Consider the following 25,142-nt stretch of genomic DNA (forward strand, 5'->3'; position numbering starts at 1 on the left):
CTTATTGTCCCAACTTCAGGCGAGCAGTCTCGCCACTGGTGAACGGCGCCACGTCGACGGGCTGGCCGTTGAAACTGATCTGTGCGCCACGGGCAAAACCCAGGCGTACCGCGAACGGCGGCTTGCCGGTGAGCTCGAGGGTCTCGCCCTTGCGCTTGGTGGCATTGACCAGCACCTTGCCGTTGCCGTCGGTGACCGAAGTCCAGCAATCGGCAACGAACTGCATGTGCAACGAGGCGCTGCCGGCAGCCGGTGCAGCCGCTGGCGCAGCGGGGGTGGTGGGGTTTGCAGGCGCAGGGGCGGCAGCCACAGCCGGGGCGCTGGCCGCAGGGGCCGGCGCTACGGGAGCCGGGGTTACGGGTGCGGCAGGCACAGCTGGCGCCGGGCTGCTGGCGGCCGGGGCCTGTGCGGCAGCCTCGTCGGTGGCAGGCTGGGCCTGCTCGGCCGGTGCGCTGGCAGCCGGCGCTTCCTGGCTTTCGGCCACGGCCTGGTCTTCAGGCTCGTCCAGCGGGTGGATCTGGGTGGTACCGTCGGCGCTCTCGACCTCGACGTGTTCCATGGCCAGGCTGGCCAGGTCCTTGCCGCGCAGGCTGGTCTGGTCCTGCCACCAGAAGAAGCCACCGCCGATCACCAGGATCAGCAGCAACAGGCTGACGATGCGCAGGATGTTGTGCGACAGGCGTACCGGCTCTTCGATACGCCCCAGCGCATGCACGTCGCTGCCCTGGGAATTGCTGCCGGTGGCCTGGTCGAAGGCCAGCACCAGTTCGGCCTGGTCCATCTCGAACAGCTTGGCGTAGGCACGGATATAGCCGCGGGCGAAGGTATGCCCTGGCAGCTTGTCGAACGCGCCGGTTTCAAGGTTGTTCAGGGAACTCACGGTCAGGTTGAGCTTGCGGGCCACTTCGGCCTGCGACAAGCCCTTGCTTTCACGGGCCTGACGCAAGGTCTCACCGGGATTCTGGCGAGTCGCTGCTGCTACTTCGGGATGCGCCGCTTTCATCATTGCTCCGACAGGTATTGCTGATATTCCGGCGTACCGGGATAAAGTCGTTGTAATTGCACGCCCAGTTCGGCGGCCTTGTCAGGTTCTTCGAATACAGTTGCCAGGCGCGAACCCAGCAGCAGGCTGCGGGGGCCGTGATCGCTCAGCTGGCTGAAACGATCGTAGTAGTCGCGCGCCGGCACATAATGCCTGTCTTCGTAAGACAACTCAGCCATTTCGAGCAACGCGCGCGGTTGCTGCTGGTTGAGCCGTAAAGCCTTTTGCAGGTGTTCACGCGCCTGCTCGCGCTGACCCAGCTTGATGGCGGTCAGGCCAAGGTTCTCGAAAACCCGGGAGCGTTCAGGATACAGGGTATCGGCCGCCGCTTGGCGAAACATCTGCTGCGCCTGGGCATAGCGCCCCTGTGCATACAGGAAACTGCCAAAATTGTTGCGAATACGGGGGTCGTCGGGGTTGGCAGCCAGGGCCTTGCGGTAATACCCCTCGGCCAGCGCCGGCTCGTCCTCGCGCTGGAACACCAGGGCCAGCGCGGCATTGGCTGCCGGGTCGCGAGCGTCCAGTTCAAGGGCCTTTTTCAGCGGCACCTTGGCGCGTTCGGTCAAACCTTGTTGCAAATAACCCAGGCCCAGTTGCACATAGGCCTGGCGTGCCTCTTCGCGCCCCTTGCCGCTTTGCAGCGGGCCGGAACTGCCGCTGCCGACGCAGCCGGCAAGCAGCGTCAGCAACAGGGTTGGCAGCGCGGCGCGCAGGCCCATGTCGGCCTCAGTTGCCCGCCGCGCCGGTTTGCGGCATATCGGCGTCGGCATTGAGCTGCCGTACCGCGATATAGCGCTCACTGCGGCGCGTGCGGTCCATCACCTGCCCCACCAGCTGACCACAGGCCGCGTCGATGTCCTCGCCACGGGTGGTGCGCACGGTAACGTTGTAGCCGGCCTGGTGCAGGTGGTCCTGGAAGCGGCGGATCGCGTTGTTGCTCGGACGCTCGTAGCCGGAGTGCGGGAACGGGTTGAACGGAATCAGGTTGATCTTGCACGGGATGTTCTTGAGCAGCTCGACCATCTCGACCGCGTGCTCGAGCTTGTCGTTGACGTCCTTGAGCAGGGTGTACTCGATGGTCAGCACACGCTTCTCGCCGAGTTCGGCCATGTAGCGCATGCACGACTCGAGCAGCATCTTGAGCGGGTACTTCTTGTTGATCGGTACCAGCTCGTTGCGCAGGGCATCGTTGGGTGCGTGCAGCGACAGCGCCAGGGACACGTCGATGTGCTTGGCCAGCTGGTCGATCATCGGCACCACGCCGGAGGTGGACAGGGTCACACGGCGCTTGGAAATGCCGTAGCCCAGGTCGTCCATCATCAGGTGCATGGCGGCGACCACGTTGTCGAAGTTGAGCAGCGGCTCACCCATGCCCATCATCACCACGTTGGTGATGGCGCGGTCGATGGTGGCGGGAATGCTGCCGAACGACTTGTTGGCAATCCACACCTGGCCGATCACTTCGGCGGCGGTGAGGTTGCTGTTGAATCCTTGCTTGCCGGTGGAGCAGAAACTGCAGTCCAGGGCGCAACCGGCCTGGGACGAGACACACAGGGTGCCACGCTTGCCCTGGGGGATGTACACGGTCTCGACGCAGCTGCCGGACGCCACGCGCACCACCCACTTGCGGGTGCCGTCGCTGGAGATGTCCTCGCTGACCACTTCGGGGCCGCGAATCTCGGCAACGGCCTTGAGCTTCTCGCGCAGGGCCTTGCCGACATTCGTCATGGCGTCGAAATCATCGACGCCAAAGTGGTGAATCCATTTCATTACCTGGCCGGCACGGAAACGCTTCTCCCCGATGGACTCGAAGAATTTTTCCATTTCCGGCTGGGTCAGGCCCAACAGGTTAGTTTTACCAGTCGATGTCGTCATGGATTCACCCTCACTCGTAAGCTGTCGCTTAGCGAGCGGTTACCTCGGTAGCTGCGAAGAAGTACGAGATTTCGCGAGCAGCAGCGGCTTCGGAGTCCGAACCGTGAACGGCGTTGGCGTCGATCGACTCGGCGAAGTCGGCACGGATGGTACCGGCAGCAGCTTCTTTAGGGTTGGTGGCGCCCATCAGCTCACGGTTCAGAGCGATGGCGTTTTCGCCTTCCAGAACCTGTACAACGACCGGGCCGGAGATCATGAAGGCAACCAGGTCACCGAAGAAGCCGCGCTCTTTGTGCTCGGCGTAGAAGCCTTCGGCTTCGGCTTTGGACAGTTGCTTGAGTTTCGAGGCAACGACGCGCAGGCCGGCTTTTTCGAAACGGGTGGTGATCTCGCCGATCACGTTCTTGGCAACGGCGTCAGGCTTGATGATGGAGAAAGTACGTTGAACAGCCATGGTGTAACTCCAGAAACAGTAAGTGAAGCGAAAAATTAAACCCGCGAATTATACGCGGGTTCCGGGGGATTGCCTAACCTGCCGAGTGCGCTCAGTCGGCTTCTTCGATCCAGGCGGCCTGAATGGCTTCAAGCACCTTCTCTCCGCCACGGTTCGGATCGTCGCTGAAGTCGGGCAGGGCCTGCACCCAGCGGCTCAGTTCGACGAAATTCACGTAGCGAGGATCGACTTGCGGCTTGCTTTCGGCAAGCTGAATTGCAATTTCAAGTACATCAACCCATTTCAGGCTCATGATGACTCCAACGGTCAGTGCGGCGCTTCGGCGGCGTGGTTGAGCGAGTATTTCGGGATCTCGACGGTCACGTCCTCGGTGCCGACCTTGGCCTGGCAGGTCAGGCGCGACGTGGGCTCCAGGCCCCAGGCGCGGTCGAGGTAGTCCTCTTCCAGCTCGTCGGCCTCGTTCAGCGAGTTGAAACCCTCGCGGATCACGCAGTGGCACGTGGTGCAGGCGCAGACGCCGCCGCAGGCGCTTTCGATCTCGATGTGGTTGTCATGGGCCACTTCAAGGATGGACTTACCGGTTTCGGCCTCCACCACCATTCCGTCCGGACAGAACTTCTCGTGGGGCAGAAAAATCACCTGCGGCATCAGTTATTCCTCGATCTCATTCAGGTTGCGCCCGGCCAAAGCGGCTTTTACCGTCGAATCAAGGCGACGGGCGGCAAAGGCATCGGTCACTTGCGACAGACGCTTGGTCTGCTGCTCGATGGCGGCGCCATCGGTACCGCTCATCAAATCACGCAAGTCTTGCATCTGTTGTTCGATCGCCAGACGCTCTTCGGCGTCCAGCAGGCGCTCGCCATCGGCGTCCAGCGCGCCCTGCACCGCTTCGAGCAGACGCTCGGCGTCGACCTGGTGCTCGCGCAGCTGGCGCGCCACCTTGTCGTAGCCGGCATGTTCGAAGGAGTCCTTGAGCATGCGAGTGATCTCGCCGTCGGTCAGGCCGTAGGACGGCTTGACCTGAATGCTCGATTCCACACCCGAGCCCAGCTCGCGCGCCGAAACGCTGAGCAGGCCGTCGGCGTCGACCTGGAAGGTGACGCGAATCTTCGCCGCACCGGCCACCATGGCCGGAATGCCGCGCAGTTCGAAGCGCGCCAGGGAGCGGCAGTCGCTGATCAGCTCACGCTCACCCTGCAGCACGTGGATCATCATGGCCGACTGGCCGTCCTTGTACGTGGTGAATTCCTGGGCACGGGCAACCGGGATGGTGGTGTTGCGCGGGATCACCTTCTCCATCAACCCGCCCATGGTTTCCAGCCCCAGGGACAGCGGAATCACGTCGAGCAGCAGCAGTTCGCCGCCGTCGCGCTTGTTGCCGGCCAGGGTATCGGCCTGGATCGCGGCGCCGATGGCCACCACCTGATCGGGGTCGATCTCGGTCAGCGGGGTACGCCCGAACAACGCGCCCACCGCCTCGCGCACACGCGGCACGCGAGTGGAACCACCGACCATGACCACGGCTTCGACTTCATCCAGCTCGATGCCACTGTCGCGCACGGCGCGGCGACAGGCCTTGAGGCTGCGCGCCACCATCGGTTCGATCAGCGCGTCGAAGCCGGCACGGGTCAGCTCGCCCTGCCAGGCGCCATGGCTCACGGACACGACATCGCTGTTGGTCAACGCTTCCTTGGCCGCACAGGCAGCTTGCAGCAGTTGACGCTGGGTGCCGGGGGCGAGGTCGGCAGACAGGCCCGCCTGCTCGATGATCCAGCCGGCCACCGCATGGTCGAAATCATCGCCGCCCAGGGCGCTGTCGCCGCCGGTGGCCATCACTTCGAACACACCGCCGGTCAGGCGCAGGATGGAAATGTCGAAGGTGCCGCCGCCCAGGTCATAGATGGCCACCACGCCTTCGGCGTTCTGGTCCAGGCCATAGGCCACAGCCGCAGCAGTCGGTTCGTTGAGCAGGCGCAGCACGTTCAGCCCGGCCAGGCGCGCAGCGTCCTTGGTGGCCTGGCGCTGAGCGTCGTCGAAGTACGCCGGCACGGTGATCACCGCGCCGACCAGCTCGCCACCCAGGGTGGCTTCGGCGCGCTGGCGCAGCACCTTGAGGATGTCGGCCGAGACTTCCACCGGGCTTTTCGGGCCCTGCACCGTGTCGATGAACGGCATGTGCGACTCGCCGCCGACAAAGCGGTAGGGCAGTTGCTCGCCCAGTTGCTTGACGTCGGCCAGGCCGCGCCCCATCAGGCGCTTGACCGACAGCACGGTGTTCAGCGGGTCGCTGGAGGCCGCGTCACGGGCACTGTAGCCCACGTCGACATGGTTGGCGTGATAGCGCACCGCCGACGGCAGGATGACCCGGCCCTCGGCGCCTGGCAGCGGTTCGGAAATGCCGCTGCGCAATGCAGCGACCAGCGAATTGGTGGTGCCAAGGTCAATGCCCACGGCCAGGCGGCGCTGATGGGGCTGTGGCGTCTGACCGGGTTCGGCGATCTGCAGTAGGGCCATGCTTATCTGATACCAGGGGTGTCGCCAACGGCGCCACCGGGTTAATCGTCGAGGCGCTCTTCCAGCTGGCGCACTTCATAGGCGAGCTTGTCGAGGAACTGCATGCGGCGCATCAGGCGCTCGGCCTGTTCACGCTGCGCAGCATCCTCCCAGCAGGCGGCGAAGTCCTCGTTGAGTGCTTCCTGGGCGACCTTCAGGCGGCGCTTGAACGCGGCCACGCCATCGAGGTCGGCACTGTCCTGCAGGTCTTCGAGCTCTTCTCGCCATTGCATCTGCTGGAAGAGGAACTCGGGGTCGTGGACAGTGACTTCCTGCGGCACTTCGTGGCCCCCCATCGCCAACAGGTAGCGCGCCCGCTTGGGCGCACTCCTGAGGGTCTGGTAGGCGTCGTTGAGGCCGGCCGAGCGCTCCAGCGCCAGGCGCTGTTCACGCTCGGGGGCATCGGCGAAGCGGTCCGGGTGAACCTCGCGGGCCAGCTCGCGATAGCGCGCGGCCAGCTTGTCGAGGTCCAGGCGAAAGCCCGGCTGCAGGTCAAACAGGGCGAAATGACAAGGAGTACCCACGCGCAGCCTCAGACGTTGAAGCTTTCGCCGCAGCCACACTCACCGCGCACGTTGGGATTGTTGAACTTGAAGCCTTCGTTCAACCCTTCCTTGACGAAATCCAGTTCGGTTCCGTCCAGGTACACCAGGCTTTTCGGGTCGATGATCACCTTGACGCCGTGACTTTCGAACACCTGGTCCTCGCTGTCCGGCGCGTCGACGAACTCCAGCACGTAGGCCAGGCCCGAGCAGCCGGTGGTGCGAACGCCCAGGCGAATGCCGTCACCCTTGCCGCGTCCTTCGAGGGAGCGCCGCACGTGGTTGGCGGCGGCTTCTGTCATGCTGATAGCCATCGAGACTCCTTACCTGCAACAGGCGAACTTAGAGCAAACCTTTCTTCTGCTTGTAATCGCGCACGGCCGCCTTGATGGCGTCCTCGGCGAGTACCGAGCAGTGGATCTTCACCGGCGGCAACGCCAGTTCTTCGGCCAGCTGGGTGTTCTTGATGGTTTCGGCTTCGTCCAGGGTCTTGCCCTTCATCCACTCGGTAGCGAGGGAGCTGGAAGCGATGGCCGAACCACAGCCGTAGGTCTTGAACTTGGCATCTTCGATGACGCCCTGCTCGTTGACCTTGATCTGCAGGCGCATCACGTCGCCGCACGCAGGCGCGCCGACCATGCCGGTACCGACATCCGGGTCCTCGGCATTCATCTTGCCGACGTTGCGTGGGTTTTCGTAGTGGTCGATGACCTTTTCACTGTAAGCCATGGTGCTATTCCTTCCTCATCAGAGAGCCGCTCTTGCTGGCGACTACTTAGTGCGCAGCCCACTCGATCTTGGAGATGTCGACGCCGTCTTTGTACATATCCCACAGCGGCGACAATTCGCGCAGCTTGGTCACGGCCTCGCAGACCTTCTGCGCGGCGTAGTCGATTTCTTCTTCGGTGGTGAAGCGACCGAAGGTGAAGCGGATCGAGCTGTGCGCCAGTTCGTCGTTGCGGCCCAGGGCGCGCAGCACGTAGGACGGCTCGAGCGATGCCGAGGTGCACGCCGAACCCGAAGACACTGCCAGGTCCTTGAGGGCCATGATCAGCGACTCGCCTTCGACGTAGTTGAAGCTCAAGTTCAGGTTGTGCGGAATACGCGCGGTCATGCTGCCGTTGATGTACAGCTCTTCAAGGTTCTCGACCTGCTTGTAGAAGCGGTCGCTCAGGGCCTTGATGCGCAGATTCTCGCTGGCCATCAGCTCCTTGGCGATGGCGAAGGCTTCGCCCATGCCGACGATCTGGTGGGTAGCCAGGGTGCCCGAACGCATGCCGCGCTCGTGACCGCCGCCGTGCATGGTGGCCTCAAGACGCACGCGCGGCTTGCGGCTGACGTACAGCGCGCCGATGCCTTTGGGGCCGTAGGTCTTGTGCGCCGAGAACGACATCAGGTCGACCTTCAGCTTCTGCAGGTCGATCTCGACCTTGCCGGTGGACTGCGCGGCATCGACGTGGAACATGACGCCACGCGAGCGGGTCAGTTCGCCGATGGCGGCGATGTCGTTGATGGTGCCGATTTCATTGTTCACGTGCATGATCGACACCAGGATGGTGTCTTCACGCAGGGCTGCCTCGACCATGGCCGGGGTGATCAGGCCATCGGCGCCCGGCTCGATGTAGGTGACTTCGAAGCCTTCACGTTCCAGCTGACGGGTGCTGTCCAGAACGGCCTTGTGCTCGATCTTGGAGGTGATCAGGTGCTTGCCCTTGGTGCCGTAGAAGTGCGCGACGCCCTTGATTGCCAGGTTGTCGGACTCGGTGGCGCCACTGGTCCAGACAATTTCCCGCGGGTCGGCGTTGACCAGGTCGGCGACCTGGCGGCGAGCGTTCTCGACCGCTTCTTCGGCTTTCCAGCCAAAGACGTGGGAACGCGAGGCCGGGTTACCGAAGTTCCCGTCGACCAGCAGGCAATCGCTCATCTTCTGGGCGACACGTGGGTCGACCGGGGTGGTCGCGGAGTAATCGAGGTAGATCGGCAACTTCATTGAATATCTCCTATCAGGCGGGCTCATCGCACAGTCGAAACGGTCATTCGACGGCGGATGTCTCAATCTTGTCCAGATGCGGTGTCCGGCCCGCCATGCGGCGCAGGTCCTGACGCTGGGCGACTTCTTGCACCTCACGGCGAGTAACGAGGTCAGCCAGGCTGATACCGCTCAGAAATTCGTGAATCTGCTGGCTGAGATCACACCACAAGTGGTGGGTCAGGCAGGTATCGCCAGCGTGGCAATCACCCAGGCCCTGGCAGCGTGTAGCGTCGACCGATTCGTTGACCGCATCGATCACCTGGGCTACCTGGATGCTTTCCATCACGCGCGACAGCTGGTAGCCGCCGCCTGGACCGCGCACACTGGAAACCAGACTGCTGCGACGCAGCTTGGCAAACAGCTGCTCCAGATAGGAAAGGGAGATGCCTTGGCGCTCGGAAATGTCGGCCAGGGACACCGGCCCGTTTTGCGCGTGCAACGCCAGGTCAAGCATGGCAGTCACGGCGTATCGGCCTTTTGTAGTCAGTCGCATGGCTATTTGGTACCACGGGAGTTACGGGATGTGTGCGAGTATGCGATTCCCGAGCATTTAAGTCAACTATAAGACCTACTGCTTTAGTCGGGATTGCGCCTGAGAGGCGGCGCAGAGTGTAGCAAAGTCGGGCGCGCCAGCGCACGCCCTTCTGTCAATGCGTCGACGCGTCGCTGCGGGCGTCGGCCTTCACGTCCGCGAAGTCTTCGTCACGCAGGGCCGGCAGTTCCTTGGCGCAGTAGTCGCTGCCCAGGTTCTTGAGCGCACCGCACATGTCCTCCAGGCGCCCGTCCACCGCTTGCAGGTGGTCGAGCAACTGGCCGATGGCGCGGGCCACCGGGTCGGGCATGTCTTCGCTCACGCCGTAGGCGTCGAAGCCGATCTTCTCGGCCATGGCCTTGCGCCGGGCCTCCTGCTCGGCGTCGGACTTGACGATGATACGCCCCGGGATGCCCACCGCCGTGGCGCCGGCCGGCACCGCCTTGGTGACCACCGCATTGGAGCCGATCTTGGCCCCCGCGCCCACGGTGAACGGGCCCAGCACCTTGGCGCCGGCCCCCACCACCACGCCGTCCTCCAGGGTCGGGTGGCGCTTGCCCTTGTTCCAGCTGGTGCCGCCCAGGGTCACGCCCTGGTACAGGGTCACGTCATCGCCGATCTCGGCGGTTTCGCCGATCACGATGCCCATGCCGTGGTCGATGAAGAAGCGCCGGCCTACCTTTGCACCGGGGTGAATCTCGATGCCGGTCATCCAGCGACCGAAGTTGGACACCAGCCGCGCCAGCCACTTCCAGTCCCGTACCCACAGGGCATGCGCCGCGCGGTGCAGCCAGATCGCATGCATGCCCGGGTAGCAGGTCAGCACTTCAAAGGCATTGCGCGCCGCCGGGTCACGGTGGAAAACGCTTTGGATATCTTCACGCAGACGCTCGAACATTTACTGATCCTTCCGCTTGTGCGCATCGCCCCGGGCCGCTTTCTGGGTTTCGGTGAGGATGCCGCGCAAAATGCTTATTTCCGATCGACTCACCGCGCTGCGCCCGTACAGGCGACGCAAACGCGGCATCAGGTGCTTGGGCTTGGTCGGGTCGAGAAAGCCGATGTCCACCAGCGCGGACTCCAGGTGCTGGTAGAACAGCTCCATTTCGTCCATGGTCGCCAGCTCTGCGCTGCGCACCGAGGCCACTTCGACCTTCTCGACTTTCGACGCCTGCCCGTCGGCTGCCAGCCAGGCCATGCGCACTTCATAGGCCAGGACCTGGACCGCAGCCGCCAGATTCAGCGAACTGAAATCCGGGTTGGACGGGATATGCACGTGATAATGACATCGCTGCAGCTCGTCGTTGGTCAGGCCGGCATGTTCACGGCCGAACACCAGCGCCACCTCGGCACCCTCGCCTGCCTGCTCGACGACCTTGGCGCCGCATTCGCGCGGATCGAGCAGGGGCCACGGGATGCGCCGGTCGCGGGCACTGGTGCCCACCACCAGGGTGCAGCCCACCAGCGCATCCTCGAGCGTGGCCACCACCTCGGCACCCGCCAGCACGTCATCGGCGCCGGAGGCACGGGCACTGGCCTCGTGGGAAGGAAAGTCGTTCGGCTCGACCAGCACCAGGCGCGACAGGCCCATGTTCTTCATGGCGCGCGCAGCCCCGCCGATATTGCCGGGGTGACTGGTATTGACCAGGACGACACGAATTCTTGGCAGCACGGGCACGGCTCACAGACACGGAAGGAAGGGAGCAAATCTTACAGAAGCGACCGGCATTACGCTATGAAAGCAAATGTCGCCCTTCTTCGTTCAAAGTTTTCTGCTAGAATGTTCGGCTTTCTTTAACGACCCAGGTGAAACGTCCATGCAGCCCATGCTGAATATCGCGCTGCGCGCCGCCCGCAGCGCCAGTGAATTGATTTTCCGCTCCATCGAGCGCCTGGATACCATCAAGGTAGATGAGAAAGACGCCAAGGATTACGTCTCCGAAGTCGACCGCGCGGCGGAAAAAGTCATCGTCGACGCCCTGCGCAAGGCGTACCCCAACCACTCCATCTACGGTGAAGAAACCGGCCTGCACGCTGGCAACGGCGAAGAAGGCAAGGACTACCTGTGGGTCATCGACCCGCTCGACGGTACCACCAACTTCCTGCGTGGCGTTCCTCACTTTGCCGTGAGCATCGCGTGCAAGTACCGCGGCCGCCTGGAACACGCCGTGGTCCTCGACCCGGTACGCCAGGAAGAATTCACCGCCAGCCGTGGCCGTGGCGCCCAGCTCAATGGTCGCCGCCTGCGCGTCAGCGGTCGCACCAGCCTGGACGGCGCCCTGCTGGGTACCGGCTTCCCGTTCCGTGACAACCAGATGGATGGCCTGGACAACTACCTGGGCATGTTCCGTGCCCTGGTCGGCCAGACCGCCGGCATCCGCCGCGCCGGCGCCGCGAGCCTGGACCTGGCCTACGTGGCCGCCGGCCGCTTCGATGCGTTCTGGGAGTCGGGCCTGAGCGAGTGGGACATGGCGGCAGGCGCACTGCTGATCCAGGAAGCGGGCGGCCTGGTGAGCGACTTCACCGGTGGTCATGACTTCCTCGAGAAGGGCCACATCGTTGCCGGCAACATCAAGTGCTTCAAGGCGGTGTTGACGGCGATCCAGCCGCACCTGCCGGCTTCGCTGAAGCGCTGAGTTTCAGCCGGGCAATAAAAAAGCACCCTTCGGGGTGCTTTTTTGTGGCTGGCTTTCGGGCCTCTTCGCCGGCAAGGCCGGCGAAAGGGTCATCACTGCCCAGGCTGTGCCTGCGTCAGTACCAGCTTGCCATTCTCGTCCAGCGGGATCTGCGAACCCGGGTCGCGCTCCATGCGCACCTGCCCGGCCTTGTCGCCAATCGAATACTTCACGTCGTACCCCACCACCTTCTCGCTCAGGTCATTGACCGTGTTGCAGCGGGTTTGCGTGGTGGTGTAGGTATCGCGGTTCTGCATGCCTTCCTGCACCTTGTTGCCGGCATAGCCACCACCGACGGCACCGGCCACGGTCGCGATCTTCTTGCCATTGCCGCCGCCGATCTGGTTACCCAGCAACCCACCTGCCACGGCGCCCAGCACGGTACCGGCGATCTGGTGCTGATCCTTCACCGGCGCGTGACGGGTCACCGTGACATCCTTGCAGACTTCCCGTGGCGTCTTGACGGTCTGCTTGACCGGCTGCACCGACGTCACCTGCGCGTATTGCGGCCCGCCCTTGACCAAGCTGTAGGTAGCCACGGCACCTCCGGCAGTGACACCGACAGCACCCAGCACCGCACCCACCAGCATTGACTTGTTCACGTGAACCTCCTGATTTACCTGCGGGAACACGCCCGCGCTTCTCCCAGCCTTGGAGCATAAAAAAAGGCGCGAGTTCAATACTCGCGCCTTCTTGTACCGCTCAGGACAGTGGCAAAAAGCCTTATGGACGCTCGTCCACACCCTCGGTTTTCACCGGCGGGATCAGGTCTTCACTGTTCAGGTTCAGCCAGATCAGCACCACGTTGGCGATGTAGATCGACGAGTAGGTACCGGCCATTACACCGATGAACAGTGCCAGCGAGAAGCCCCACAGGTTGTCACCACCGAAGAACAGCAGCGCCGCGATCGCCAGCAAGGTGGACACCGAGGTGGCCACGGTACGCAGCAGGGTCTGGGTGGTCGAGACGTTGATGTTCTCGATCAGCGAAGCCTTGCGCATCACGCGGAAGTTTTCCCGTACCCGGTCGAACACCACGATGGTGTCGTTGAGCGAGTAGCCGATGATCGCCAGCACCGCCGCCAGCACCGTCAGGTCGAAGGTGATCTGGAAGAACGACAGGATGCCCATGGTCACGATCACGTCGTGCACCAGCGACAGGATGGCGCCCACCGCAAACTTCCACTGGAAGCGGAAGGCCAGGTAGACCAGGATACCGCCCAGCGCCAGCAGCATGCCCAGGCCTCCCTGGTCACGCAGTTCCTCGCCCACCTGCGGGCCGACGAACTCGACACGCTTGACCGTGGCCGGGTTGTCGGTGCTGATCTTCTGCAGCGCCTCGGCCACCTTGTTGCCCAGCATCGGGTCGTCGCCCGGCATGCGCACCAGCAGGTCGGTGGTAGCACCGAAGCTCTGCACCACGGCATCGTGGAAGCCGGACCTGACCAGCTCTTCACGAACCTCGCCAAGGTTGGCCGGGCGCTCGTAGGTCAGCTCGATGAGCGTACCGCCGGTGAAGTCCAGGCCGAAGTTGAGCCCTTTGTAGAACCAGCTGAACAGTGCCAGCACAGTCAGCAGCAGGGTGACGCCGAACGCGACGTTCCGCACACCCATGAAGTTAATGGTACGTAACATGGCAGCCCCTTATACCCACAACTTCTTGATATCCCGCCCACCGCAGGTCAGGTTGACCATTGCGCGGGTGACCATGACGGCCGTGAACATCGAGGTGAAAATCCCGAGGGACATGGTAACCGCGAAGCCCTTGACCGGACCGGTACCCATGGCGAACAGGATGCCGCCCACCAGCAGGGTGGTCAGGTTGGCATCGACGATCGCGGTGTAGGCACGGTTGAAGCCTTCGTGGATGGCGCGCTGCACCGACATGCCATTGGCCAGTTCTTCACGTATGCGCGAGAAGATCAGTACGTTGGCGTCCACCGCCATACCCATGGTCAGCACGATACCGGCAATGCCCGGCAGGGTCAGCGTAGCCCCCAGCAGCGACATCAGCGCCAGCAGCAGCACCATGTTGCCCGCCAGGGCGATGGTGGCGATCAGGCCGAAGGCACGGTAGATGGCCATGATGAACAGCGACACGAACAGCATGCCCCACAGCGATGCATCGATACCCTTGGTGATGTTGTCGGCACCCAGGCTCGGGCCAATGGTACGTTCTTCGGCGAAGTACATCGGCGCCGCCAGACCACCGGCACGCAGCAGCAGGGCCAGCTCGGACGACTCACCCTGGCCGTTCAGGCCGGTGATGCGGAACTGGCTGCCCAGCGGCGACTGGATGGTCGCCAGGCTGATGATGCGCTTCTCTTCCACGAACGACTGCACCGGCACGTCTTTCTCGACACCGTCGACCATCTGCTTGACGTAGCGGGTAACCGGACGCTGTTCGATGAAGATCACCGCCATGCTGCGCCCGACGTTGCTGCGCGTGGAGCGGCTCATCAGCTCGCCGCCGTGGCCATCCAGGCGGATGTTCACCTGCGGGCGACCCTGCTCGTCGAAGCTGGCCTGGGCGTCGGTGACCTGGTCACCGGTGATGATCAGGCCACGCTCGACCGCTGCCGGTGGGCGACCGCCCTCACGGAACTCGAAGGTCTCGGTAGTGGCCTTGGACGCACCCGGCTCGGCACCCAGACGGAACTCCAGGTTCGCGGTCTTGCCCAGGATACGCTTGGCTTCGGCGGTGTCCTGCACGCCTGGCAGCTCGACCACGATGCGGTTGGCACCCTGGCGCTGAACCAGTGGCTCGGCCACACCCAGTTCGTTGACGCGGTTACGTACCGTAGTCAGGTTCTGCTTGATCGAGTATTCACGGATTTCCGCGACCTTGGCCGGGGTAATCGCCAGACGCAGCACCGACAGGCCGTTACGCTCGGTGGTGGTCAGCTCGAAATCGTTGAAATTCTTGCGGATCAGGCTGCGAGCCTGTTCGCGGGACTGGTCATCGGAGAAGCCCAGTTGAATGCCGCCATCTTGCTGCGGCAGGCTGCGGTAGCGCACACGCTCCTTGCGCAGCAGGCTTTTGACTTCGCCTTCGTACACCTTCAGACGTGCCGCCATGGCCTTGTCCATGTCCACTTCAAGCAGGAAGTGCACACCACCGGACAGGTCCAGGCCCAGCTTCATCGGGCTTGCACCCAGGTTGCGCAGCCATTGCGGAGTGGTCGGAGCCAGGTTCAGTGCAACGACGTAGTCGTCACCCAGCGCCTTGCGCACAACGTCCTTGGCAGGCAGTTGGTCGTCCTGTTTGGCCAGACGCACCAGTGCGCCCTTGCCCTTCTCGCCCAGGCTTGCACCCTTGACCGCGATACCGGCGTCGGCCAGTGCCTTGGTGGCACGGTCCAGGTCGGCCTGGCTGACCTGCAGCGCCGTGCTGGCACCGCTGACCTGAATAGCCGCATCGTCAGGGTAGAGGTTGGGAGCGGAATAAATAAAACCGATCGCCAGTACCGCCAGGATCAGTGCGTATTTCCATAGAGGATATTTGTTCAGCATCACGCCGCCCGTTCAAGACGCGGGGCGCCTTGCGCGCCCCGTCGATTGTAGAAAATCTGAAACTTAGATCGCTTTGAGCGTGCCCTTGGGCAGGGTCGCGGCAATAGCACCCTTCTGGAACTTCAGTTCCACGGTGTCGGACACTTCCAGCACCACGAAGTCATCGGCCACTTTGACGATCTTGCCGGCAATACCGCCGTTGGTGACAACTTCGTCACCTTTCTGCAGGTTGCTCAGCAGGTTCTTCTGCTCTTTGGCGCGCTTGGCCTGTGGACGCCAGATCATCAGGTAGAAGATGACCAGGAAGCCGACCAGGAAAATCCACTCGAAGCCGGTACCGGCTGGGCCGGCGGCAGCTGCCGGGGCTGCTGCGTCCGCGTAAGCGGCAGGAATCAGAAAGCTCATTTAGCACTCCAAGTTGCAAGTTGTTGTACGTGTGTCAGGTTCGACAGAACATCAATCCAAGGGCGGCACAGGCAGCCCGCGCTTGGCGTAAAAGGCATCGACAAAGGCGGCCAATGTACCCTGTTGAATAGCCTCGCGCAAACCAGCCATCAGGCGCTGGTAATGACGCAAGTTGTGGATGGTATTCAACATGCTGCCCAACATTTCGCCGCATTTATCCAGGTGATGCAGATAAGCGCGGGAGAAGTTCTGGCAGGTGTAGCAGTCACAGGTCGGATCCAGTGGCGAATCATCATGGCGATGGAACGCGTTACGGATTTTAAGCACGCCGGTATCGACAAACAGATGACCGTTGCGCGCATTGCGCGTGGGCATCACGCAATCGAACATGTCGACGCCGCGGCGCACACCCTCAACGAGATCTTCCGGCTTGCCTACCCCCATAAGGTAACGAGGTTTGTCAGCCGGCATCATGCCCGGCAGGTAGTCCAGCACCTTGATCATCTCGTGCTTGGGCTCGCCCACCGACAGCCCGCCAATGGCCAGGCCGTCGAAGCCGATCTTGTCCAGGCCCTCGAGCGAACGCTCGCGCAGGTTGCGGTGCATGCCGCCCTGCACGATGCCGAACAGCGCCGCGGTGCTGTCGCCGTGGGCGTTCTTGGAGCGCTGGGCCCAGCGCAGCGACAGCTCCATGGAGATGCGCGCCACATCTTCATCGGCCGGGTACGGGGTGCACTCGTCGAAAATCATCACCACGTCCGAGCCCAGGTCGCGCTGCACCTGCATCGACTCTTCCGGGCCCATGAACACCTTGGAGCCGTCCACCGGGGAGGCGAAGGTCACGCCCTCCTCCTTGATCTTGCGCATCGCACCCAGGCTGAACACCTGGAAGCCGCCGGAGTCGGTGAGGATCGGGCCCTGCCACTTCATGAAGTCGTGCAGGTCGCCGTGGGCCTTGATCACCTCGGTGCCCGGGCGCAGCCACAGGTGGAAGGTGTTGCCCAGGATCATCTGCGCGCCGATGGCCTCGATGTCGCGCGGCAGCATGCCCTTGACCGTGCCATAGGTGCCCACCGGCATGAAGGCCGGGGTTTCGACCACGCCACGGGGGAATGTCAGGCGGCCGCGACGGGCCTTGCCGTCGGTGGCCAGCAACTCGAAGGACATACGACAGGTGCGACTCATGCTTGATCCTCGGGCCCGCGTGGCGCCGGATTGCGGGTGATGAACATGGCATCACCGTAACTGAAGAAGCGGTAGCCGTTTTCCACCGCTGCAGCGTAGGCAGCCATGGTCTCGGGGTAACCGGCGAAGGCCGAAACCAGCATCAGCAGCGTGGATTCGGGCAAATGGAAGTTGGTCACCAGGGCGTCGACCACGTGGAACGGGCGGCCCGGGAAAATAAAGATGTCGGTGTCGCCGCTGAACGGCTTGAGCGTACCGTCGCGCGCCGCGCTTTCCAGCGAGCGCACGCTGGTGGTGCCGACCGCGATCACCCGCCCGCCGCGCGCCCGGCATTCGGCCACGGCGTCCACCACGTCCTGGCCCACTTCGAGCCACTCTTTATGCATGTGGTGATCTTCGATGCGCTCCACGCGCACCGGCTGGAAGGTGCCGGCGCCCACGTGCAGGGTGACGAAGGCGGTGCTCACGCCCTTTTCGGCGATCTTGCCCATCAGCTCTTCATCGAAGTGCAGGCCGGCGGTGGGCGCGGCCACGGCGCCGGAGCGCTGCGCATAGACCGTCTGATAGCGCTCGCGGTCGGCGCCTTCGTCGGGGCGGTCTATATAAGGAGGCAACGGCATGTGGCCGACGCGGTCGAGCAGTGGCAGCACCTCTTCGGTGAAGCGCAGCTCGAACAGCGCGTCGTGGCGCGCGACCATCTCGGCTTCGCCGCCGCCGTCGATCAGCAGCTGGGTGCCTGGCTTGGGCGACTTGCTCGAGCGCACGTGGGCGAGCACGCGATGGCTGTCGAGCACGCGCTCGATGAGGATCTCCAGCTTGCCGCCGGAGGCCTTCTGGCCGAACAGTCGGGCCGGGATCACCCGGGTGTTGTTGAACACCATCAGATCGCCCGGGCGCAGGTGCTCGAGCAGGTCGGTGAACTGGCGATGCGCGAGCGCGCCGGTAGGCCCGTCGAGGGTCAACAGCCGGCTGCTGCGCCGTTCAGCCAGTGGATGGCGGGCGATCAGGGAATCTGGAAGCTCAAAGGAGAAATCGGCGACGCGCATGATGGTGATCGGTTTGACAGGGCCGCAAAGTTTAGCGGAAAGCAGCAAAATTGACCATGAAAGCTGATTGACCAACGGTAGGCGCCTCACTATACTTCGCCGCCACAAGCCCTGATGGCGGAATTGGTAGACGCGGCGGATTCAAAATCCGTTTTCGAAAGGAGTGGGAGTTCGAGTCTCCCTCGGGGCACCATACAAATCCTTGTAAATCAAGGACTTAGAGAAGGGGTAGAAAGAAATTTCTACCCCTTTTTCTATCCAGAAAATCTGTTCTTCTCAAACCCATTTCCCTCGGAAAATGCGGCCCCAAAGCGTCACATCACGCGAAGTAAAGATCATACAAACCCACAAAAATCAATAGATTTTATGGGTATTCAAAAACCTTCGCGTCTCCGGCAATGTCGTTTTTTGTGGTTGAGCGTGTTCAAGCATGAAAATTGAGCACACATAGAATCTTATATAGCAGCGCCGATCAAGGTCTACCCCTAACTTTTAATTTTTGACAACTACCATCCAACCCTACATATATTTTCAATCTACCATTGACACAATATCTCGTTGCATTAAACCATTATTTGACTGTCATCGAAATTAAAAGACCGAACAAATCAAGCATTCAACAATGCTTGGCAACTGTATAGCAGGCCTTGAAAAGGCCACCTTGAAAGGCAGCCTGATAGTTATCGACCATTATACGAACGCGGTCTATCTTCTCTTCATCGACCTCAAATCAACAAAAACACTGATGTGCTTTATTGTCGTTTACACATTTCAAAAAACAGTGCCATCATCCAAGGCAGACTTCAACTCGCTCTTGTAATTACTCTTATTAAAACTGTCGACTTTCTTGTAAGTATTCAGCTTTTCAGGAGAGCGATATTGCGTATCACTTGCGAACGATTGAAAGGTGTCATCGTCAACCATTCTTATATGCATTTGAAGCTCCCTTGAATCATAGCCATAAAACTCAACAAAACCGGGAATTTGACTTTGACGTGCAACCATCAACGCTTCTTTGACTGGCTTGTCATAGAGATAGAATGTAGCAGTCACCATAATGGCACCCCCGGATTCCGTATTGTTCTTACCGAATTGGGGATTCACATAAGGGGTGAACACGACCCCACCATCCATAGCCTTGGTTTGTCCTAGCCATTTACGTTCTTTAATCGCACTGATTGTCTTATTGATAGGTCCAGAATACTCAACGCTTCTTCTGTCTTTATCAAGCTCGACGTGTTCAAAGGTTTCTGCTGATGCTGTGCACGCAAAAGCGGCAACCAACGATGCCAGCACAAAGCTTTTAATTTTTTCCATTTTTTCCTTATCCATTCAGTTGAATCGCGGGAGCCAAGTCTTGCTGGTAAGGCAAAATGCTATCACCATTTGAGCAATAGTTAAACGCCAGCATTCCAACATCGCGGGGATGCAATATATTTAAGACTGGAACTTGTATGCGAGTTCTTCAAGTGCTTTCCTTCGAAATACCTGTCAACAGTCATCCGCAACAAACCCTCTGCTTTATGACCTACCCATGAAATGATGACAAGGTTTTTTACATCTGCACGCTCTAATGTAGCAATTACGGTTTTTCGTATGCGGTGGAAAACACATCGCTTATCACAGCCCAACTCTGTTTTGGATGTGCTTACCGAATGGCTTCCAAACCCATTACTATTTCGATGTACATAGCCGTCCAACGACGACTACGCAACACCCATAAAGCCCACTGACTGCGGGCTTTTTAGTCTTTGGGGTTTCATCCCCTTCCCTGGCAAGTCAACGCTTCAGCGCCAACAATCCAATTGCCCCTGCGCACGAGTGCTGAAGATCGTCAGCAGCTCGCCCAGTGTATGCGGTGGCGGTTCGGCAGCGCGGGTCACCGCGTACAGGGTGATCGGCAACGCTGGAGCCAGGGGGCGAATGGCGGTGGCCCCAGGCGACGCGCTGAGGGCGGTGAAGGGATCGATCACCGCCAGCCCTGCACCGGATTCGACCATCGCCCTGGCCAGTGAATAGGTTTGCACCGCGATGCTCACCCGTGGCGGCGGCTCTACCGCCTCGAGATAGCTGTCGAGGCGGGCCGACAGCGGATCGGCACTGGACAGCCCGATCAGCGGCGCGTCGGCCAGGGCCTGCAGCGGCAGCGGCAGGCCTTCTTCCTCCTGGGGCCAGTAACCGGCCGGCGCCAACGCCACCAACACCCCACTGGCCAGCGCCTGGGCCTTGAGCCCCGGGTGATCGGGTAGTTGCAGGGTCAGGGCGACATCGATTTCGCGCATCAGCAGGTTCTGCACCAGCTCGCGGCTATGGGCACTGGACAGCTCGCAGGCGATCTCCGGATAGCGTTGCGTCCATTCATGAATGGCCGGCGGCAACAACGACAGGGCCAGTGCCGGGGTCGCGCCGATCCGCAGGCTGTGGCCCGGCTCGCGGCGCAGGCTCTGGGCCAGGCGTCGCACCCCTTGCAGGCTTTCGGTGACCTTGTCGACCTCACGCTCCAGCTCCAGCGCTTCCGGGGTGGCCTGGAGTTTGCCGCGCACCCGTAGAAACAACGGGAAACCCAGATGCTGCTCAGCGTGTTGCAGCACTTTGGTCACGGCGGGTTGGGAGACGTGCAGTAACTGCGCGGCAGCGCTGACCGACCCGGTCTGACGGATGGCCTGGAAGATCTCGATGTGGCGAAGGCGCATGGCGAGTCCATAACCTTTGTTTATGGGATGACCATCTTTATTCATTGTTCGGCGCCTGTCACCTGGCTCTAACCTCGGTCTCGTCTCAACCACGGCTAAGGAATGACATGGCTCAGCGTGTATGCATCATCGGCGGCGGCGTCATTGGCCTGGCAACGGCTTACGCACTGGTGCGCGATGGCGTTGAGGTGACCCTGGTCGAGGCGCGGGATTCGCTGGGCAGTGAAACCAGCTTTGCCAATGGCGGCCAGTTGTCCTATCGCTACGTGGCGCCCCTGGCCGATGCCGGCGTGCCATTGCAGGCCATCGGCTGGATGCTGCGCGGTGACTCACCGTTGAAGCTGCGCCCCCGCCTGGACCCGGCGCAGTGGCGCTGGATGGCGTCCTTTCTGGGGGCCTGTCGCTCCTCCGTCAACCGCACCAATGCAGCCCACCTGCTGCGCCTGGCGTTGTTCAGCCAGGCCGCCCTGCAGGCCTGGCGCGAAGACGATGCCCTGGACGGTTTCCACTGGCGGCGCAATGGCAAGCTGGTGACCTTTCGCAACACCGCGAGCTTCGAGCACGCCCGCCACAGGCTGGCCGCCCCCCAGCAACAGCAGGTGCTGTCGTCTGCCGACTGCGCCCGCCTGGACCCGGCGCTGGCCGATGCCCCCTTTATCGGCGCGATCTACACCCCCGATGAAGAGGTCGGTGACTGCCACGGCTTCTGCCAGCAACTGGCGGCGCGTTTGCGGGCCTCGGGCCGTTGCGAGTTCCGCCTGGGCCAGGCCGTGACCGGTATTCGCCAGGCCAATGGCATGGTGAGCGCAATTGAACTGGGGGATGAAGTGCTGCCAGTGGAGCATCTGGTGATTGCCGCCGGCCATCGCAGCCCACTGCTGACGTTACCAGGGGTGCACCTGCCCCTGTACCCGCTCAAGGGCTATAGCCTCACCGTGCCGATCGGCGCCCACCACCGGGCCCCGGACCTGAGCATCACTGACTATGACCGCAAGATCGTCTACGCCCGCATCGGCGAGCAACTGCGGGTAGCGGCCATGGTCGACATCGTCGGCTTTGAACCGGCGCTGGACCCCAAGCGGCTGGCCCTGATCAAGCGCCAGGCGCGTGACACCTTCGCCAATGCCGGCGACTACGAGCAGGCCATCGAGTGGGCCGGTATGCGCCCGGCGACCCCTAGCGGCGTGCCGCTGCTGGGCGCAACCGCGTATCGCAACCTGTGGCTCAACCTCGGCCATGGTGCCCTGGGCTTCACCCTGGCCTGCGGCAGTGCGCAGTTGCTCGGCGAGCTGATCGGCCAGCGCCGCCCCTCCATTGATCTGCAGGGCTTTGCGCCCCGTGTGGCCTGAAATTACCCAAGAGAAGGACTATCCGATGACCATCAGCCGCATCCAGACCAATCCACGCTTGTCCGCTGCCGTGATCTTTGGCGACCTGGTGTTTCTCTCCGGCCAAGTACCGGGTGATGCCACCGACGCCGCTGGCCAGACTCGCCAGGTGCTGGCAAAAATCGACGCGCTGTTGGCCGAGGCGGGCAGCGACAAGGATCACCTGCTCAGCGCGACCATTTACCTGAAGGACATAGGTGAGGATTTCGCGGCGATGAACTACGTATGGTCGGACTGGTTGTCGCCTGGCCAGGCACCGAGTCGCACGACCTTGCAGGCCGAGCTGGCCCGCCCGCAGGTGCGAGTCGAAATCAGCGTTATCGCGGCCCGCCGCTAAGCAATCCATCACCCACAACGGAGAATAACAATGCAAAAAATCACGTTGCTCGGCTGCACCCTGGGCGTATTGCTCGGCACTCAAGTGCAGGCTGAAGAAACCTCGCTGGGGCCGACCCTGAGCAAGATTGCCAGTACCAACAGCATTACCCTGGGTTATCGCGATGCGTCGGTACCCTTCTCCTACGTGGGCGATCACTCGGGTCAACCGATGGGTTACTCGGTGGACCTGGCGAACAAGATCGTCGAGCGCGTGCAGCAAAAGCTCGCGGCGCCCCAGCTCAAGGTCAAGTACAACCTGGTGACTTCTCAAACCCGCATTCCGCTGGTGCAGAACGGCACGGTCGACCTGGAATGTGGCTCGACCGGCGTGACCGCTGAGCGGCAAAAACAGGTGGCGTTTTCCTACGGCTTCATCTACGTAAAAGGCCAGTTGCTGACCGCCAACGACAGTGGGATCAAGAGCTTCGCCGACCTGCGCGGCAAGAACGTGGTGACCACCGCCGGCACCACCAACGAGCGCTATCTGAAGAGCTACAACATCGATAACAAGATCGACATGTTCGTGATCAGCGCCAAGGACCACGGCGAAGCCTTCCAGCTGTTGCAGTCCGGTCGGGCAGCGGCGTTCTACATGGACGATGCGTTGCTCTACGGCGAGCGCGCCAAGGCTCGCGATCCGCACAAGTGGGTAGTGGTTGGGGAGGAGCAGTCTCGGGAAATCTACAGCTGCATGGTGCGCAAGGACGATCCGCAATTCCTCGCACTGGTGAATTCGACACTGGGCGAGCTGTACAGCTCGGGGGAGATCAACGGGATCTACCAGCGCTGGTTTGAGCAGCCGATCCCGCCAAAAGGCTTGAACCTCGAGTTCCCGATGACCAGTGAACTCAAGGCGATCATTGCCAAGCCGGTGAGTGATCCGGTGCAGTAGCGATCAGTGCCCTGCCCCTTCAGCAACAACGCTGGCGCCTACACCGTCTCGCGCTCCCCTGTAAGCGCCAGCCTTGCTGGCGAATGCGCCCGCCCAGGCCACCTCACGAACCCCGCCCCCAGCGCCGCCAGAATCAACCCGATCGAAACCGCCTCGTGCGCATCCACCCGGTGCCCCAGCAGCACCATCGACCCTGCCACCCCGAATACCGGGATCAGCAACGACAACGGCGCCACCTTCGACACCGGGTACTCACGCAGCAGCAGGTTCCACCCCCAGTAACAGAAATGCGTCGCCGCATACACCTGGAACATCAGCGAAAACACCGCCACCCACCCCACCTGCGCAACCACCCCGGTGAACGGCGCGGTGCCATGCATCAGCCAGGTGAGCAGCACCAGCGGCAGCGGTGCGAACAGGCTCGCCCACACCACAAAGGCAAACATCTCGCGCACCTTCGAGCGCTTGATGATCACGTTGCCCACACTCCAGCTGAACGCACTCACCAGCAACAAGCCATAACCCACCACCGAGCCATCGCCGGGCCTGCCATCGATGATGGACACCAGCCCCAGCACTGCCAGCCCCACCCCGACGCCCTGCCCCACGCCAAGGCGTTCGCGAAACAGCAACACGCCCCAACCCAGGGTGAAAAACGCACTGAACTGCACCAGCAACGCCGCCGTACCCGGCGGCACGCCCAGCTCGATTCCCAGGTTGATCAACGCCCACATCGCCACGCCAAAGATCAACCCGTACGCGGCCACCCAGCCCAGGCCGACCGCCGGGCGCCGGATGAAGAACACCCACGGCAACGCCGCCAGGGTGAATCGCAACGCCGTCAACAGCAGCGGGTCAATTGCGGCCAGGCCGAGCTTGGTGATGGGAAAGTTGAACCCCCACATCGCCGTCACCAGCACGGCCAGGGCCAGATGTTTCTTTTGCATGGCGTACCTATCCCGAAAGTCAGGGCGCCACTATGCGCAATGAGCACACTGGCTCGCTTGCACTATCAGGTCATAGATCATTAAATTCGGGCCATGCGCGAAATCGACATCGACCCCTATGAACACACCCCCCGCGACGCCGTGGTCACGGCCAACGACTATGACGACGGGCAGCACTTTGCCTTGCATACCCATCAGCGCGGGCAGTTCGCGTATGCGGCCTGCGGGGTGATCACGGTGTTCACCCGCCAGGGCAACTGGGTGGTGCCGCCGCAGCGGGCCATCTGGGTGCCCGCAGGCGTGCCCCACGAGATGAGCATGAACGGCCCGGTGACGATGCTGAACACCTATGTGCGCCAGCCTGCCGCCACCCGCCTCGGCCTGCCCGAACACTGCCAGGTGTTCGGTGTGTCGACGCTGCTGCGCCAACTGCTGCTGGGCGCCCGGGATGTGCCGGCGCTGTATGCCGAAGGCAGCCGCGAGGGCTACCTGATGAACCTGCTGCTGCACGAGATTGCCGACATGCCGGCGCTGTCGCTGAATGCACCGCTGCCCAGCGAGCCCAGGCTCGCCCGGGCCTGCCAGCACTTGCTGGCACAGCCCTCGCTGGATACAGGGATCGATGACATGGCCCGCCAGGTGGGCATGAGCCGGCGCACCTTCACCCGGCTGTTTCGCCAGCACACCGGCATCAGCTTCGTGGCATGGCGACAGCAGGCATGCCTGATGGCGGCGGTGGTGCGCCTGGGCAATGGCGAGGCGATCACGCGGGTGGCGACGGACCTTGGCTACAGCAGCCCCAGTGCGTTCACCAGTGTGTTCCGGCGCGTGCTGGGCGCGGCGCCCAGCCAGTACTTCGCCAACGCGGCAAGTTGATGCAACACGATTCGCTGCAACCCAAGCAGTAGCGCGCCAGGCCTACACAGATAGCCAACTGTCTGCCCAGCAACTGTTGCCCCAGCAACAGCCAGCCAACAAAAACCTCCCGCA

The 25,142-nt window shown here is 62.1% G+C and carries 28 protein-coding genes and 1 tRNA gene; 6 read left to right on the forward strand and 23 right to left on the reverse strand.

Annotation, left to right across the window (positions count from 1 at the left end):
• Window position 1 precedes the first annotated feature (1 nt).
• From DN388_RS06145 to trmJ, 14 genes are all read right to left on the reverse strand, one after another.
• The gene (locus DN388_RS06145; protein WP_253087164.1) at window positions 2-1,003 is read right to left on the reverse strand and encodes a RodZ domain-containing protein; all 1,002 of its coding nucleotides are present in this window, start codon (window positions 1,001-1,003) and stop codon (window positions 2-4) included.
• Window positions 1,003-1,761 (reverse strand): type IV pilus biogenesis/stability protein PilW, encoded by a 759-nt coding sequence (gene pilW, locus DN388_RS06150; RefSeq protein ID WP_254997716.1) that lies wholly within the window; start codon window positions 1,759-1,761, stop codon window positions 1,003-1,005. Before pilW ends, DN388_RS06145 begins: the two co-directional genes overlap by 1 nt.
• 7 nt (window positions 1,762-1,768) lie before the next feature.
• On the reverse strand, window positions 1,769-2,917 hold the full coding sequence (gene rlmN / locus DN388_RS06155) for a 23S rRNA (adenine(2503)-C(2))-methyltransferase RlmN (protein WP_054916603.1): 1,149 nt from the start codon (window positions 2,915-2,917) through the stop codon (window positions 1,769-1,771).
• 28 nt (window positions 2,918-2,945) lie between these two features.
• A complete protein-coding gene (gene ndk / locus DN388_RS06160; protein ID WP_043864469.1) occupies window positions 2,946-3,371 on the reverse strand; it encodes a nucleoside-diphosphate kinase in 426 nt (141 codons plus the stop codon).
• Between the two features lie 91 nt (window positions 3,372-3,462).
• Window positions 3,463-3,663: a Fe-S cluster assembly protein IscX gene (gene iscX, locus DN388_RS06165; RefSeq protein ID WP_054916604.1), complete on the reverse strand. Its 201-nt coding sequence runs from the start codon at window positions 3,661-3,663 to the stop codon at window positions 3,463-3,465.
• Between the two features lie 14 nt (window positions 3,664-3,677).
• Window positions 3,678-4,019 carry an ISC system 2Fe-2S type ferredoxin gene (gene fdx / locus DN388_RS06170; protein ID WP_043864467.1) on the reverse strand — a complete coding sequence of 114 codons (342 nt, stop codon included), beginning with the start codon at window positions 4,017-4,019 and terminating at the stop codon, window positions 3,678-3,680.
• Between the two features lie 3 nt (window positions 4,020-4,022).
• The gene (hscA, locus tag DN388_RS06175; protein WP_254997725.1) at window positions 4,023-5,885 is read right to left on the reverse strand and encodes a Fe-S protein assembly chaperone HscA; all 1,863 of its coding nucleotides are present in this window, start codon (window positions 5,883-5,885) and stop codon (window positions 4,023-4,025) included.
• 41 nt (window positions 5,886-5,926) lie between these two features.
• Window positions 5,927-6,448 carry a co-chaperone HscB gene (gene hscB, locus DN388_RS06180; RefSeq protein WP_043864465.1) on the reverse strand — a complete coding sequence of 174 codons (522 nt, stop codon included), beginning with the start codon at window positions 6,446-6,448 and terminating at the stop codon, window positions 5,927-5,929.
• Between the two features lie 8 nt (window positions 6,449-6,456).
• Window positions 6,457-6,780 (reverse strand): iron-sulfur cluster assembly protein IscA, encoded by a 324-nt coding sequence (gene iscA / locus DN388_RS06185; protein WP_043864464.1) that lies wholly within the window; start codon window positions 6,778-6,780, stop codon window positions 6,457-6,459.
• Window positions 6,781-6,808: 28 nt separating this feature from the next.
• Complete coding sequence (gene iscU, locus DN388_RS06190; protein WP_002552476.1) at window positions 6,809-7,195, reverse strand: Fe-S cluster assembly scaffold IscU; 387 nt, start codon at window positions 7,193-7,195, stop codon at window positions 6,809-6,811.
• A gap of 46 nt (window positions 7,196-7,241) precedes the next feature.
• The gene (locus DN388_RS06195) at window positions 7,242-8,456 is read right to left on the reverse strand and encodes an IscS subfamily cysteine desulfurase (protein ID WP_043864463.1); all 1,215 of its coding nucleotides are present in this window, start codon (window positions 8,454-8,456) and stop codon (window positions 7,242-7,244) included.
• 43 nt (window positions 8,457-8,499) lie between these two features.
• A complete protein-coding gene (iscR, locus tag DN388_RS06200) occupies window positions 8,500-8,991 on the reverse strand; it encodes a Fe-S cluster assembly transcriptional regulator IscR (RefSeq protein ID WP_043864462.1) in 492 nt (163 codons plus the stop codon).
• Window positions 8,992-9,145: 154 nt separating this feature from the next.
• Window positions 9,146-9,928 (reverse strand): serine O-acetyltransferase, encoded by a 783-nt coding sequence (gene cysE / locus DN388_RS06205; RefSeq protein ID WP_054916605.1) that lies wholly within the window; start codon window positions 9,926-9,928, stop codon window positions 9,146-9,148.
• A complete protein-coding gene (gene trmJ / locus DN388_RS06210; protein ID WP_043864460.1) occupies window positions 9,929-10,702 on the reverse strand; it encodes a tRNA (cytosine(32)/uridine(32)-2'-O)-methyltransferase TrmJ in 774 nt (257 codons plus the stop codon). It lies immediately after the preceding gene.
• 145 nt (window positions 10,703-10,847) lie between these two features.
• Between trmJ and suhB the strand changes: the two genes are divergently transcribed.
• Window positions 10,848-11,666, forward strand: coding sequence for an inositol-phosphate phosphatase (suhB, locus tag DN388_RS06215; protein WP_043864459.1), 819 nt, complete (start codon window positions 10,848-10,850; stop codon window positions 11,664-11,666).
• 92 nt (window positions 11,667-11,758) lie between these two features.
• Here the strand turns inward: suhB and DN388_RS06220 are convergent, their stop codons facing one another.
• From DN388_RS06220 to queA, 6 genes are all read right to left on the reverse strand, one after another.
• Window positions 11,759-12,307: a glycine zipper 2TM domain-containing protein gene (locus tag DN388_RS06220; RefSeq protein WP_254997726.1), complete on the reverse strand. Its 549-nt coding sequence runs from the start codon at window positions 12,305-12,307 to the stop codon at window positions 11,759-11,761.
• 121 nt (window positions 12,308-12,428) lie between these two features.
• Window positions 12,429-13,340, reverse strand: a complete 912-nt coding sequence (gene secF, locus DN388_RS06225; protein WP_043864457.1) for a protein translocase subunit SecF — start codon at window positions 13,338-13,340, stop codon at window positions 12,429-12,431.
• Between the two features lie 9 nt (window positions 13,341-13,349).
• Window positions 13,350-15,218: a protein translocase subunit SecD gene (secD, locus tag DN388_RS06230; RefSeq protein ID WP_254997727.1), complete on the reverse strand. Its 1,869-nt coding sequence runs from the start codon at window positions 15,216-15,218 to the stop codon at window positions 13,350-13,352.
• 63 nt (window positions 15,219-15,281) lie between these two features.
• Window positions 15,282-15,623, reverse strand: a complete 342-nt coding sequence (yajC, locus tag DN388_RS06235; RefSeq protein ID WP_043864455.1) for a preprotein translocase subunit YajC — start codon at window positions 15,621-15,623, stop codon at window positions 15,282-15,284.
• 51 nt (window positions 15,624-15,674) lie between these two features.
• Window positions 15,675-16,790 (reverse strand): tRNA guanosine(34) transglycosylase Tgt, encoded by a 1,116-nt coding sequence (gene tgt / locus DN388_RS06240; RefSeq protein ID WP_162484886.1) that lies wholly within the window; start codon window positions 16,788-16,790, stop codon window positions 15,675-15,677.
• Between the two features lie 14 nt (window positions 16,791-16,804).
• Window positions 16,805-17,854, reverse strand: coding sequence for a tRNA preQ1(34) S-adenosylmethionine ribosyltransferase-isomerase QueA (queA, locus tag DN388_RS06245; RefSeq protein ID WP_043864453.1), 1,050 nt, complete (start codon window positions 17,852-17,854; stop codon window positions 16,805-16,807).
• 108 nt (window positions 17,855-17,962) lie between these two features.
• Between queA and DN388_RS06250 the strand changes: the two genes are divergently transcribed.
• Window positions 17,963-18,047: transfer RNA gene (locus tag DN388_RS06250), tRNA-Leu, on the forward strand.
• Between the two features lie 578 nt (window positions 18,048-18,625).
• Here the strand turns inward: DN388_RS06250 and DN388_RS06255 are convergent.
• Together DN388_RS06255 and DN388_RS06260 are read right to left on the reverse strand one after the other, a co-directional pair.
• Window positions 18,626-19,186, reverse strand: a complete 561-nt coding sequence (locus tag DN388_RS06255) for a hypothetical protein (protein ID WP_143516664.1) — start codon at window positions 19,184-19,186, stop codon at window positions 18,626-18,628.
• Between the two features lie 455 nt (window positions 19,187-19,641).
• Complete coding sequence (locus tag DN388_RS06260) at window positions 19,642-20,547, reverse strand: LysR family transcriptional regulator (RefSeq protein WP_254997728.1); 906 nt, start codon at window positions 20,545-20,547, stop codon at window positions 19,642-19,644.
• Between the two features lie 62 nt (window positions 20,548-20,609).
• Between DN388_RS06260 and DN388_RS06265 the strand changes: the two genes are divergently transcribed.
• From DN388_RS06265 to DN388_RS06275, 3 genes are read left to right on the forward strand one after another with little or no spacing between them, the layout of a single operon-like run.
• Window positions 20,610-21,896, forward strand: coding sequence for a D-amino acid dehydrogenase (locus DN388_RS06265; protein ID WP_254998171.1), 1,287 nt, complete (start codon window positions 20,610-20,612; stop codon window positions 21,894-21,896).
• 25 nt (window positions 21,897-21,921) lie between these two features.
• Window positions 21,922-22,272: a RidA family protein gene (locus DN388_RS06270; protein WP_254997729.1), complete on the forward strand. Its 351-nt coding sequence runs from the start codon at window positions 21,922-21,924 to the stop codon at window positions 22,270-22,272.
• A 30-nt stretch (window positions 22,273-22,302) separates the two neighbouring features.
• Window positions 22,303-23,205: a transporter substrate-binding domain-containing protein gene (locus DN388_RS06275; RefSeq protein WP_043864448.1), complete on the forward strand. Its 903-nt coding sequence runs from the start codon at window positions 22,303-22,305 to the stop codon at window positions 23,203-23,205.
• A 38-nt stretch (window positions 23,206-23,243) separates the two neighbouring features.
• Here the strand turns inward: DN388_RS06275 and DN388_RS06280 are convergent, their stop codons facing one another.
• Complete coding sequence (locus DN388_RS06280) at window positions 23,244-24,152, reverse strand: EamA family transporter (RefSeq protein ID WP_254997730.1); 909 nt, start codon at window positions 24,150-24,152, stop codon at window positions 23,244-23,246.
• Window positions 24,153-24,245: 93 nt separating this feature from the next.
• Between DN388_RS06280 and DN388_RS06285 the strand changes: the two genes are divergently transcribed.
• Window positions 24,246-25,028 (forward strand): helix-turn-helix domain-containing protein, encoded by a 783-nt coding sequence (locus tag DN388_RS06285; protein ID WP_213606962.1) that lies wholly within the window; start codon window positions 24,246-24,248, stop codon window positions 25,026-25,028.
• The last annotated feature ends 114 nt before the right edge of the window (window positions 25,029-25,142 follow it).

The organism is Pseudomonas sp. S12(2018), from assembly GCF_024355235.1.
In the GTDB taxonomy this organism is placed as follows: Bacteria; Pseudomonadota; Gammaproteobacteria; order Pseudomonadales; family Pseudomonadaceae; genus Aquipseudomonas; species Aquipseudomonas palmensis.

Bases quoted from the DNA above. Each gene is read 5' to 3' on its own strand.
- fdx (WP_043864467.1), bottom strand. From the start codon at position 4,019: ATGCCGCAGGTGATTTTTCTGCCCCACGAGAAGTTCTGTCCGGACGGA.
- DN388_RS06270 (WP_254997729.1), top strand. From the start codon at position 21,922: ATGACCATCAGCCGCATCCAGACCAATCCACGCTTGTCCGCTGCCGTG.
- ndk (WP_043864469.1), bottom strand. From the start codon at position 3,371: ATGGCTGTTCAACGTACTTTCTCCATCATCAAGCCTGACGCCGTTGCC.
- DN388_RS06260 (WP_254997728.1), bottom strand. From the start codon at position 20,547: ATGCGCCTTCGCCACATCGAGATCTTCCAGGCCATCCGTCAGACCGGG.
- iscX (WP_054916604.1), bottom strand. From the start codon at position 3,663: ATGAGCCTGAAATGGGTTGATGTACTTGAAATTGCAATTCAGCTTGCC.
- cysE (WP_054916605.1), bottom strand. From the start codon at position 9,928: ATGTTCGAGCGTCTGCGTGAAGATATCCAAAGCGTTTTCCACCGTGAC.
- iscA (WP_043864464.1), bottom strand. From the start codon at position 6,780: ATGGCTATCAGCATGACAGAAGCCGCCGCCAACCACGTGCGGCGCTCC.
- secD (WP_254997727.1), bottom strand. From the start codon at position 15,218: ATGCTGAACAAATATCCTCTATGGAAATACGCACTGATCCTGGCGGTA.
- queA (WP_043864453.1), bottom strand. From the start codon at position 17,854: ATGCGCGTCGCCGATTTCTCCTTTGAGCTTCCAGATTCCCTGATCGCC.
- DN388_RS06275 (WP_043864448.1), top strand. From the start codon at position 22,303: ATGCAAAAAATCACGTTGCTCGGCTGCACCCTGGGCGTATTGCTCGGC.
- DN388_RS06145 (WP_253087164.1), bottom strand. From the start codon at position 1,003: ATGAAAGCGGCGCATCCCGAAGTAGCAGCAGCGACTCGCCAGAATCCC.
- DN388_RS06195 (WP_043864463.1), bottom strand. From the start codon at position 8,456: ATGAAGTTGCCGATCTACCTCGATTACTCCGCGACCACCCCGGTCGAC.
- tgt (WP_162484886.1), bottom strand. From the start codon at position 16,790: ATGTCCTTCGAGTTGCTGGCCACCGACGGCAAGGCCCGTCGCGGCCGC.
- yajC (WP_043864455.1), bottom strand. From the start codon at position 15,623: ATGAGCTTTCTGATTCCTGCCGCTTACGCGGACGCAGCAGCCCCGGCA.
- DN388_RS06255 (WP_143516664.1), bottom strand. From the start codon at position 19,186: ATGGATAAGGAAAAAATGGAAAAAATTAAAAGCTTTGTGCTGGCATCG.
- suhB (WP_043864459.1), top strand. From the start codon at position 10,848: ATGCAGCCCATGCTGAATATCGCGCTGCGCGCCGCCCGCAGCGCCAGT.
- iscR (WP_043864462.1), bottom strand. From the start codon at position 8,991: ATGCGACTGACTACAAAAGGCCGATACGCCGTGACTGCCATGCTTGAC.
- iscU (WP_002552476.1), bottom strand. From the start codon at position 7,195: ATGGCTTACAGTGAAAAGGTCATCGACCACTACGAAAACCCACGCAAC.
- DN388_RS06280 (WP_254997730.1), bottom strand. From the start codon at position 24,152: ATGCAAAAGAAACATCTGGCCCTGGCCGTGCTGGTGACGGCGATGTGG.
- DN388_RS06285 (WP_213606962.1), top strand. From the start codon at position 24,246: ATGCGCGAAATCGACATCGACCCCTATGAACACACCCCCCGCGACGCC.
- rlmN (WP_054916603.1), bottom strand. From the start codon at position 2,917: ATGACGACATCGACTGGTAAAACTAACCTGTTGGGCCTGACCCAGCCG.
- hscA (WP_254997725.1), bottom strand. From the start codon at position 5,885: ATGGCCCTACTGCAGATCGCCGAACCCGGTCAGACGCCACAGCCCCAT.
- pilW (WP_254997716.1), bottom strand. From the start codon at position 1,761: ATGGGCCTGCGCGCCGCGCTGCCAACCCTGTTGCTGACGCTGCTTGCC.
- secF (WP_043864457.1), bottom strand. From the start codon at position 13,340: ATGTTACGTACCATTAACTTCATGGGTGTGCGGAACGTCGCGTTCGGC.